The following is a 10,299-nucleotide window of genomic DNA, read 5'->3' as shown; positions in this document are numbered from 1 at the left end:
GGCGCGGCAGGACCGACCGGCCGGTCAGGTAGGCGTCGACGCCCGCCGCGGCGGAGCGACCCTCGGCGATGGCCCACACGATGAGCGACTGGCCGCGGCCCATGTCGCCGGCCACGAAGACGCCGTCCACGGAGGTGGCGTACGCGTCGTCGCGGGCCACGTTGCCGCGCGGGTCGAGGGTGACGCCCAGGTCGGTCAGCAGGCCGTCCTTCTCCGGGCCGACGAAGCCCATGGCCAGGGTCACCAGCTGGGCCGGGATCTCGCGCTCGCTGCCCGGCACCGGCTCGAACCTGCCGCCCGCGGCCCGCACCTCGACGAGGCGCAGGGACTGCACGGCCCCGGACTCGTCACCGGTGAACTCCACCGTGGACACCGAGTACAGCCGCTCGCCGCCCTCCTCGTGGGCCGACGTCACCCGGTACAGCATCGGGTAGGTCGGCCACGGGTTGGCTTCGGCGCGCTGCTCCGGCGGCCTGGGCATGATCTCCAGCTGGGTGACCGACAGCGCGCCCTGGCGGTGGGCGGTGCCCACGCAGTCCGCGCCCGTGTCGCCGCCGCCGATGACGACCACGTGCTTGCCGGCCGCCGTGATGGGGGGTTCGGCCAGCAGGCCCGCCGCGACCCGGTTCGCGCCCGGCAGGTACTCCATCGCCTGGTGCACGCCGGACAGCGAACGGCCCGGCACGGGCAGGTCGCGCCACGCCGTCGCGCCGCCCGCCAGGACCACCGCGTCGTAGGACGCGCGCAGGTCCTCGACGGTGACGTCCACGCCCACGTCGACGCCCGTGCGGAACTCGGTGCCCTCGGCGCGCATCTGCTCCAGGCGCCGGTCGAGCCGCCACTTCTCCATCTTGAACTCGGGGATGCCGTAGCGCAGCAGCCCGCCGACGGCGTCGGCCCGCTCCAGCACGGTCACCGCGTGCCCGGCCCGCGTCAGCTGCTGCGCCGCCGCCAGCCCCGCCGGGCCGGAGCCGACGACGGCCACCGCGCGACCGGTCTTCGCGACGGGCGGCTGGGGCGTGACCCAGCCCTCGTCCCACGCCCGGTCGATGATGGAGATCTCGACGCGCTTGATGGTGACGGGGTCGCCGTTGATGCCGACCACGCACGCCGCCTCGCACGGCGCCGGGCACAGGGTGCCGGTGAACTCTGGGAAGTTGTTCGTGGCGTGCAGCCGCTCGGCGGCCGCGCGCCAGTCCTCCTTCCACACCAGGTTGTTCCACTCGGGGATGAGGTTGCCCAGTGGACAGCCCTGGTGGCAGAACGGGATGCCGCAGTCCATGCAGCGCCCGGCCTGCTTCTCCAGCCGGGGCCGCTCGAACTCCTCGTACACCTCGCGCCAGTCGCGCAGCCGCAGGAACACCGGGCGGCTGCGCGGCGTCTCGCGCTGCGTGGTGAGGAAGCCGCGTGGGTCAGCCATGAGACGCCTCCATGATCGCCGCGTCGACGTCGCGGCCCTCCAGCTCGGCGCGGGCCTGCGCGGCCAGCACTCGCTTGTAGTCCTTGGGCATGACCTTGGTGAACCGCTCGACGGCGAGGTCCCAGTCGGCGAGCAGCGCGTGCGCCACGGCCGACTCGGTCTCGACGTAGTGCTTCTCGACGGCGGTCCGCAGGAACGCCCGGTCGGTGTCGTCCACCGGGTCGAGGTCGACCATCTCGCCGTTGACGCGCCCGACCGAGGCGTCGAGCACGTAGGCGATGCCGCCGGACATGCCGGCGGCGAAGTTGCGCCCGGTGGGCCCGAGCACGACGACGCGCCCGCCGGTCATGTACTCGCAGCCGTGGTCGCCGACGCCCTCGACGACGGCGAGCGCGCCGGAGTTGCGCACGCAGAACCGCTCGCCGACGCGGCCCCGGATGAACACCTCGCCGGACGTGGCGCCGTAGGCGATGACGTTGCCGGCGATGACCTGCTGCTCGGCGGCGAACTGCGCGTCGGGCACGGGTCGGATCGTGACGCGCCCGCCGGACAGGCCCTTGGCGACGTAGTCGTTGCCGTCGCCGACGAGCCGCAGGGTGATGCCGCGCGGCAGGAACGCGCCGAACGACTGGCCGGCGGTGCCGGTGAACGTGACGTCGATCGTGTCGTCGGGCAGGCCGGTCCCGCCCCAGCGCCGGGTGACCTCGGAGCCGAGCATGGTGCCGACGGTGCGGTTGACGTTGCGGACGGGCAGTTCGAGCCGCACCCGGTCGCCGGAGGCGATGGCGCCCTCGGCGAGCTGGATGAGCGTGTTGTCGAGCGCCTTCTCCAGCCCGTGGTCCTGGGTGACGACCTGGTGGCGCGCCGCGCCCTCGGGCAGTTCGGGCACGTGGAAGATGGGCGACAGGTCGAGCCCGGCGGCCTTCCAGTGGTCCACGGCGGCGCGGGTGTCGAGCAGGTCGGCGTGGCCGACGGCCTCGGCGAGGGTCCGGAAACCCAGGGAGGCGAGCAGTTCGCGCACCTCCTGCGCGATGAACTCGAAGAAGTTCACGACGTGCTCGGCCTTGCCCGCGAACTTGGCGCGCAGCGCGGGGTTCTGCGTGGCGACGCCCACGGGGCAGGTGTCGAGGTGGCAGACCCGCATCATGACGCAGCCGGACACGACCATGGGCGCGGTGGCGAAGCCGAACTCCTCCGCGCCGAGCAGCGCGGCGACGACGACGTCCCGGCCGGTCTTGAGCTGGCCGTCGGCCTGCACGACGATGCGGTCGCGCAACCGGTTGAGCAGCAGCGTCTGCTGGGTCTCGGCGAGCCCCAGCTCCCAGGGGCCGCCCGCGTGCTTGATGGACGACAGGGGGGACGCGCCGGTGCCGCCGTCGTGGCCGGAGATGAGCACGACGTCGGCGTGCGCCTTGGACACGCCCGCCGCGACCGTGCCGACGCCGACCTCGGAGACGAGCTTCACGTGGACGCGCGCCGCCGGGTTGGCGTTCTTCAGGTCGTGGATGAGCTGGGCGAGGTCCTCGATGGAGTAGATGTCGTGGTGCGGTGGCGGCGAGATGAGGCCGACGCCGGGCGTGGAGTGCCGGGTCTTGGCGATCCACGGGTACACCTTGCCGCCGGGGAGCTGGCCGCCCTCGCCGGGCTTCGCGCCCTGCGCCATCTTGATCTGGATGTCGTCGGCGTTGACGAGGTACTCGGAGGTGACGCCGAACCGGCCGGAGGCGACCTGCTTGATGGCGCTGCGCCGCGAGTCGCCGTTGGCGTCGGGGGTGAACCGCTCGGCGTCCTCGCCGCCCTCACCGGTGTTGGACCGCGCGCCCAGCCGGTTCATGGCGATGGCCAGCACCTCGTGCATCTCCTGCGAGATGGACCCGTAGGACATGGCGCCGGTGGCGAACCGCGTGACGATGGACGAGACCGGTTCGACCTCGTCGATCGGCACGGGCGGTCGCACGCCCTCCTTGAACGCGAACAGCCCGCGCAGCGTCATGAGCCGCTTGGACTGCTCGTCGACGGCCCGCGTGTACTCCTTGAAGATGTCGTACCGGCCGGAACGGGTGGAGTGCTGGAGCTTGAACACGGTGGTGGGGTTGAACAGGTGCGCCTCGCCCTCGCGGCGCCACTGGTAGTCGCCGCCGGTGGGCAGTTCGCGGTGGTGCGCCCGGACGCCGTCGGCCGGGAACGCGGTGCGGTGCCGCCGGGCGACCTCTTCGGCGAGGACGTCGAAGCCGACGCCGCCGAGCCGGGAGGTGGTGCCGGTGAAGCAGGTGTCGACGACCTCGGCGCCGAGGCCGATGGCCTCGAAGATCTGCGCGCCGGTGTAGGAGGCGACGGTGGAGACGCCCATCTTGGACATGGTCTTGCGGACGCCCTTGCCGAGCGCCTTGATCAGGTTGCGGGTGGCGACGGCGGGGTCGACGCCGGGCAGCTCCTCCACGGAGGCCATGGCCAGGTAGGGGTTGACGGCCTTGGCGCCGTAGCCGATGAGCAGCGCGATGTGGTGCACCTCGCGGGCGTCGCCCGCCTCGACGATGAGGTCGACCTGGGTGCGGGTCTTCTCCCGCACGAGGTGGTGGTGCACCGCGCCGGTGAGCAGCAGCGACGGGATGGGCGCGTGCTCGGCGTCCACGCCCCGGTCGGACAGCACGACGAGCCGCGCGCCGTCCCGGATGGCCCGGGACACCTCGGAGCGGATCTCGTCGAGCCGCCGCACGAGGGCCTCGCCGCCGCCCGCGACGTCGTAGAGGCCGCGCACGGTGAACGTGCGGAACTCGGGGAGGGTGCCGTCGTCGTCGACGTGGACGAGCTTGGCCAGCTCGTCGTTGTCGAGCACCGGGAACGGCAGCGAGATGCGCCGGCAGGAGGTGGCGTCGGCGGCGAGCAGGTTGGGTTCCGCGCCGAGGGTGGCGTGCAGCGAGGTCACCAGCTCCTCGCGGATCGCGTCCAGCGGCGGGTTGGTGACCTGCGCGAACAGTTGCGTGAAGTAGTCGAACAGCTGGCGCGGCAGGTCCGAGAGCGGCGCGAACGGGGCGTCGTTGCCCATCGAGCCGATGGGTTCGGCGCCGGTGCGGGCCATGGGTTCGAGCAGGAGCGCCAGCTCCTCCTCGGTGTAGCCGAACGCCTGCTGCCGCCGCACGAGCGAGGAGTGGGTGGGTACCTCGCGCTCGCGGTCGGGCAGGTCGGACAGGTGCAGGACGCCGTCGGCGACCCACTGCTCGTAGGGGTGCTCGGCGGCGAGCTGCCCCTTGATCTCCTCGTCGTCGATGATCCGCCCCTGGGCGGTGTCGACGAGGAACATGCGCCCGGGTTCCAGCCGGCCCTTGCGCACGATGGTGGCGGGGTCGAACTCCAGCACGCCGGCTTCGCTGCCGAGGACGACGAGGCCGTCCTCGGTGACCCAGTAGCGGGCGGGGCGCAGGCCGTTGCGGTCGAGGACGGCGCCGATGAGGGTGCCGTCGGTGAACGACACGAGCGCGGGGCCGTCCCAGGGTTCCATGAGCGTGGAGTGGAACTCGTAGAACGCCCGCCGCGCGGGGTCCATCTCGGTGTGGTTCTCCCACGCCTCGGGGATCATCATGAGCACCGCGTGCGGCAGGCTGCGCCCGCCCAGGTGCAGCAGTTCCAGCACCTCGTCGAAGGTCGCCGAGTCGCTCGCGCCGCGGGTGATGACCGGGAAGACCCGGGACAGGTCGCCGGGGACGAGGTCGGTGGCGAGCACGGACTCGCGGGCGTCCATCCAGTTGCGGTTGCCGCGCAGGGTGTTGATCTCGCCGTTGTGCGCCACGTACCGGTACGGGTGGGCCAGCGGCCACGACGGGAACGTGTTGGTGGAGAACCGGGAGTGCACGAGGCCGATGGAGCTGGTGACCCGCTCGTCGGTGAGGTCGGGGAAGAACCGCTCCACCTGGGGTTCGGTGAGCATGCCCTTGTAGACGACGGTGCGCCCGGACAGGCTCGGGAAGTACACGTCGGCGGCGTGCTCGGCGCGCTTGCGCACCACGAAGGCCAGGCGTTCCAGCTCCAGGCCGCCGATCCCGCCCGGACCGGCGAGGAAGAGCTGGCTGAAGGCGGGCATGGTGGTCTTCGCGGTGGGGCCGACGTGGTCGGTGTCCACCGGCAGGTCGCGCCAGCCGAGGACGGTGGCGCCCTCCTCGGCGGCGATGCGCTCGACCTCGGCGCGGACGGCGTCCTGGTCCTCGTGCGGGAGGAACGCGGTGCCGACGGCGTAGGTCCCCGGCTCGGGCAGGGGGAAGCCGACGACCTCGCGGTAGAAGGCGTCGGGCACCTGGATCAGGATGCCCGCGCCGTCGCCGGTGTCGGGTTCGGCGCCCCGCGCGCCGCGGTGTTCGAGGTTGCGCAGGGCGACCAGGGCTTGGCGCACGATCGCGTGGTTCCTGCGCCCGGCCAGGTCGGCGACGAAGGCGACGCCGCAGGCGTCGTGCTCGTGCTGCGGGTCGTAGAGGCCGCTTGGCGGCTGGAGGTGGTGGGTCACGACGGGCCCTCCCGTGGCGTCAGTTCAGTCGGCCCTGTGTTCCGGGCAGACGGAGACGGCCGATCGCCCGCGCGCGGCTTTACGCGGACGGGTCGGCCTGCATGTACTGGCTGGGGGTCCACGCCGGGAGATCGTCGGCGTGGGGACCGCACTCCGTTGTGCGGGACAACTGCACTTCCTTGTGCGCGTGCTCCGCGGCCGGATGGGGCCGAGGGGGACGTGCCGAGCGGTGCACCGGGGTTGCCGGGGTCTTGTGACGATAGTGTGAATTCGCGGTTATGGCTCTAGTCCGACAGGGCGTCGTGGTGAATCCCACCCCTACTTGACGCCGTTCCTACCAGCGGGGTACGCCCGGTCGGACCAGAAATCCCTTCACGTCTATCGCTTCAGTGCATGGTGAGATCAGGCGCCGGCGCGGCGGGCGGCCCTCAGGCACGCGCCCGCGCCCAGCAGCAGCAGGGTCGCGACGCCGGCCTGCCACCAGGCGGACTCGTCGACGGCGAGGATCACGTTCACCCCGGCGACCAGCGTGAACAGGGCGGCGAGGAGCGTCCACAGCCGGCGCTCGGACTTCTCGCCGCGCGGCACCAGGAGCGGGGTGGGCGGGTGGGTCACGGCGAGCACCTCCAGTCGGGTCCTGTCGCGCTCGACGGCGACAAGTCGGGTTCGTGTACCCGCACTTTGCGTACCTCACACCTCGGTGTGAAGACTTTTTTCAGGCGACCGGGGAGGTGGGTGCGGAGCGTGATCGGATCAGCCGATCGTTACTCCGAACAGGACACCCACGTAGTAGGTGACGAGCATCGTCAGTGACCCGACGACGACGTTGCGGCGCACCGCGCGCCCCACCCGGCTCGCGCCCAGGCGGGCGCTGACGACGCCCGTCAGGGCCAGTCCGACCAGGACGGCCGCCGCGCACGCCCACACCCGCCACGCCGTCGGCGGCAGCACGATCGCCACCAGCGGGACGAGCGCGCCCGCGGCGAAGGCCGCGAACGACGTCCACGCCGCGTGCCACGGGTTGGTGAGGTCGTCGGGGTCGATGTGCAGCTCGGCCTCGGCGTGCGCGCGCAGGGCGTCCCGCTCGGTCAGCTCGTGGGCGACCTGCGCGGCGAGGTCCTCGGGCAGGCCCTTGTCGTGGTAGATCCCGGCGAGCTCGCGCTCCTCCGCCTCGGGCGTCTCGCGCAGCTCCCGGGCCTCCAGGAGCAGCGCGGCGCGCTCGGTGTCGCGCTGGGTGCTGACCGAGACGTACTCGCCGCCCGCCATCGACAGCGAGCCCGCGACGAGCCCCGCGAGACCCGCGGCGAGGACGGCGGTGCGGTCGGGGGTGGCGCCCGCGACGCCGACGACGAGCCCCGCGGTGGACACGATCCCGTCGTTGGCGCCGAGCACGCCGGCGCGCAGCCGGTTGAGGCGGCCGGCGAGGGAGTCGTGGTGCGGTTCGCCTGCGTGGGTCATGACGGTGATCGAACCACCGGCTCGGCCACCGGGTGGAGCGCGGGTCGCGAACGGGTGAGGGGCTGGACGGCGGCGGCGCGGCGGCGCGGTCCGCTCCCGTTCCTGACGAATCGACGCGCGGCGCGGTGCTGCGGGTCAGCCGGACTCGATGATGCGCCACTGGGGTCCGCCGACCCAGGTGGCCTCCAGGCGGGAGCGGTGGCCGGCGCCGGTGAACTCGACGACCACGGCGTCGGCGGGCTGCTCGACGGTGGCCGCGAAGCCCTGGCGCGGGGTGGCGGAGAGGGGGTCGATGCCGCCGGCGGAGAAGCGGACGGCCGCTACGCCGCCCTGGAGCGTGAAGCTGCGCAGGTAGACGGGGCGGCCGTCCTGCTCGGTCCAGGTGCCCTCCTCGGAGGGCAGTTGCTGCTGCTGCGCCGCGGTCGCGGTCGTGGTCGTCGTGGTGGTGGTCGTGGTGGTGGGCTGGGTGGTGACGACGGGGGCGGCGGTGGTGGTCGTGGTGGCGGCGGTCGTCGTCGTGGTCGTCGCGGTGGTGGTGACCTGCGAGGACTGGTCGACCGGGCCGGCGACCACGCGGGGGCGCTCGGGCACGCCCGCGTCGAGCACGAACCGGATGCCGAGCCAGGACAGCGCGACCGCGACGGCGGTGGAGGCCGACCAGGCGGCGAGGTACTGGAGGCCGCGGGGCACGGTCAGCCCCGGTCGGCGGTCGGTCGGGCGCCCTGGTCGGCGGTCGGCCGGACGTCCTGGTCGGCGGTCGGCCGGGCGCCGTCGGTGACGTGGTGGCCGACGTCGTCGTGGTCGGCGGCGTCGAGGACGGTGTCGAGCAGGCGGGGGAAGCGGGCGTCGAGGTCCTCGCGGCGCAGCCGGAAGTAGCAGCGGGTGCCCTCCTCGCGCCGCCAGGTGAGGCCGGCGGTGTTGAGGACCTTGAGGTGGTGGCTGAGGGTGGACTTGGCCACGGGGGCGGTGAACTCGCCGAAGTTGCGCTCCTCGCCGTCGGCGAGCAGGCGCACCAGGCCGACGCGGAGGGGGTCGCTGAGCGCCGCGAGGACGTCGGTCAGGCGCAGCCGGTCGACGTCGGGGTTGAAGTCGGTGTGGCGCACCGGCACAGTCTAGTTGTTCGACAGTTTGCGAACGTTGCTCCGATGCGCGTAGGTTGTTCGTTGTTCGTAGAACGTCAAACGACCGAGTGGGGCAGTCATGGAGTTCACCGATCGGGTCGCGCTCGTCACCGGCAGCACCGCGGGCATCGGGCGCGAGGTCGCCTCGCTGCTCGCCGCGGCCGGCGCCGCCGTCGTCGTGACCGGGCGGGACGAGGCCCGCGGCGCGGCCACCGTCGCCGCGATCGAGGCCGACGGCGGGCGGGCGGAGTTCGTCCGGACCGATATGGGCGACCTCGGGTCCGTGCGCGCCCTGGCCGAGGCGGCGGGCGAGGTCGACGTGCTGGTCAACAACGCGGGCATCTTCCCGTTCACGCCCACCGCCGAGCAGGACCCGGAGGGCTACCAGGAGCTGTTCGACGTCAACGTGCGCGCGCCGTTCTTCCTCACCGCCGCCCTGCTGCCCGGCATGGCCGAGCGGGGGCGCGGCGCGGTCGTCACCGTCTCGACCTCGGCCACCGCCAAGGGCTTCCCCGGCGCCGCCGCCTACGCCGCCACCAAGGGCGCCCTGGAGTCGCTGACCCGCACGTGGGCCGTCGAGTACGCGGGCACCGGCGTGCGGGTCAACACCGTCTCCCCGGGCCCCACCGGCACCGACAACGCGCTGGCCCTGCTCGGCGACGGGGCGGCGGCGATGGTGGCGGGCGTGCCGCTGCGGCGCCTCGCCTCGTCCCGCGAGATCGCCGAGACGATCGTGTTCCTGGCCTCGGAGCGGGCGTCGTACGTGCACGGGGCGACCCTGTTCGCGGACGGCGGCCAGACCATCTCCTGAGCGCGGGCCACCCGGGCGGACCGGTGCGGGTCCCCGGCGCGGGGCGAGGACGTCGTCGGCGTCCCCGCCCCGCGCGGAGCCTCGCCGACGCCGACCGCGCGACCCCCGGCGCCCGGCTGCGGTCGGTCGCCCGGATTCCACGCGTTACCGTGCGCGCCATGGTCTCGGTGCTGCTCGTGGAGGACGACCCGGTCGTGCGGTCCGCGGTGAGCCGCGCCCTCACCGGGCTCGGGCACGCGGTGCTGCCGGTGGGCACGGCGCTGGAGGCGCTGCGCGAGATCACCGGCTCGTCGTTCGACCTCGTGGTGCTCGACCTCGGCCTGCCCGACATGGACGGCGCGGACGCGCTGAAGATGATGCGCGGCGTGTGCGACGTGCCCGTGATCGTGGCCACCGCGCGCGACGACGAGAACGAGATCGTGCGGCTGCTCAACGCGGGCGCGGACGACTACCTCGTCAAGCCGTTCTCCAGCGAGCACCTCGCCGCGCGGCTCGCCGCCGTGCTGCGCCGCGCCCGCAAGGACACCGCGCCCGAACCGCTGCGCATCGGCAGCCTCACCGTCGACCTGGACCGGCGCGAGGCGCGGCTGGACGGCCGCGAGCTGAACCTGACCCGCAAGGAGTTCGACCTGCTCGCCTACCTCGCCGCCCGCGAGGGCAAGGTCGTGCCGCGCGGCGAGCTGCTGGCGAACCTGTGGAACCTCGCCGGGAGGGCCGGTCCGGGCAGGCACGACGACCAGACGCTCGACGTGCACCTGTCGTGGCTGCGCCGCAAGCTCGGCGAGCGCGCCGCCCAGCCGCGCTACCTGCACACCGTGCGCGGTGTCGGGTTCAAGCTGACCGCGGCGGCCGAGTGAGGAAGTCGCTGGCCCTGGTGTCGCTGGCGGTCACCTCGATGGTGGCGCTGGCGTTCCTCATCCCGCTCGCCCTGGTCGTGCGGCAGCTCGCCGAGGACCGGGCGCTGGCCGACGCCGAGCGGCAGGCGGGCGCGCTC

The 10,299-nt window shown here is 73.2% G+C and carries 8 protein-coding genes; 2 read left to right on the top strand and 6 right to left on the bottom strand.

What is annotated here, in order from left to right; genetic code table 11:
• The 6 genes from ACR807_RS39100 to ACR807_RS39075 all read right to left on the bottom strand — a co-directional run.
• Positions 1-1,420, bottom strand: a 1,420-nt coding sequence (locus tag ACR807_RS39100; protein ID WP_438926578.1) for a glutamate synthase subunit beta, incomplete at its 3' end; no start/stop codon positions are given.
• Complete coding sequence (gene gltB, locus ACR807_RS39095) at positions 1,413-5,915, bottom strand: glutamate synthase large subunit (RefSeq protein ID WP_438926577.1); 4,503 nt, start codon at positions 5,913-5,915, stop codon at positions 1,413-1,415. The genes gltB and ACR807_RS39100, both read right to left, overlap by 8 nt.
• Before the next feature lie 402 nt (positions 5,916-6,317).
• Entirely contained in the window at positions 6,318-6,530 is a 213-nt protein-coding gene (locus ACR807_RS39090; RefSeq protein ID WP_438926576.1) for a hypothetical protein, read from the bottom strand.
• Positions 6,531-6,668: 138 nt separating this feature from the next.
• Positions 6,669-7,373, bottom strand: a complete 705-nt coding sequence (locus ACR807_RS39085) for a VIT1/CCC1 transporter family protein (protein ID WP_438926575.1) — start codon at positions 7,371-7,373, stop codon at positions 6,669-6,671.
• 135 nt (positions 7,374-7,508) lie between these two features.
• Complete coding sequence (locus ACR807_RS39080; protein WP_438926574.1) at positions 7,509-8,063, bottom strand: hypothetical protein; 555 nt, start codon at positions 8,061-8,063, stop codon at positions 7,509-7,511.
• Positions 8,064-8,065: 2 nt separating this feature from the next.
• Positions 8,066-8,476, bottom strand: coding sequence for an ArsR/SmtB family transcription factor (locus ACR807_RS39075; protein ID WP_438926573.1), 411 nt, complete (start codon positions 8,474-8,476; stop codon positions 8,066-8,068).
• A 97-nt stretch (positions 8,477-8,573) separates the two neighbouring features.
• Between ACR807_RS39075 and ACR807_RS39070 the strand changes: the two genes are divergently transcribed.
• On the top strand, positions 8,574-9,305 hold the full coding sequence (locus tag ACR807_RS39070; protein WP_438926572.1) for an SDR family NAD(P)-dependent oxidoreductase: 732 nt from the start codon (positions 8,574-8,576) through the stop codon (positions 9,303-9,305).
• A gap of 158 nt (positions 9,306-9,463) precedes the next feature.
• Complete coding sequence (locus ACR807_RS39065; protein ID WP_438926571.1) at positions 9,464-10,162, top strand: response regulator transcription factor; 699 nt, start codon at positions 9,464-9,466, stop codon at positions 10,160-10,162.
• Positions 10,163-10,299: the final 137 nt, after the last annotated feature.

Source organism: Saccharothrix sabaoui, from assembly GCF_051756985.1.
In the GTDB taxonomy this organism is placed as follows: Bacteria; Actinomycetota; Actinomycetes; order Mycobacteriales; family Pseudonocardiaceae; genus Actinosynnema.
The sequence above is the reverse complement of the archived record's forward strand: the minus strand, read 5'-3'. Positions and strand labels throughout refer to the sequence as shown.

Bases quoted from the DNA above. Each gene is read 5' to 3' on its own strand.
- ACR807_RS39085 (WP_438926575.1), bottom strand. From the start codon at position 7,373: ATGACCCACGCAGGCGAACCGCACCACGACTCCCTCGCCGGCCGCCTC.
- ACR807_RS39070 (WP_438926572.1), top strand. From the start codon at position 8,574: ATGGAGTTCACCGATCGGGTCGCGCTCGTCACCGGCAGCACCGCGGGC.
- ACR807_RS39065 (WP_438926571.1), top strand. From the start codon at position 9,464: ATGGTCTCGGTGCTGCTCGTGGAGGACGACCCGGTCGTGCGGTCCGCG.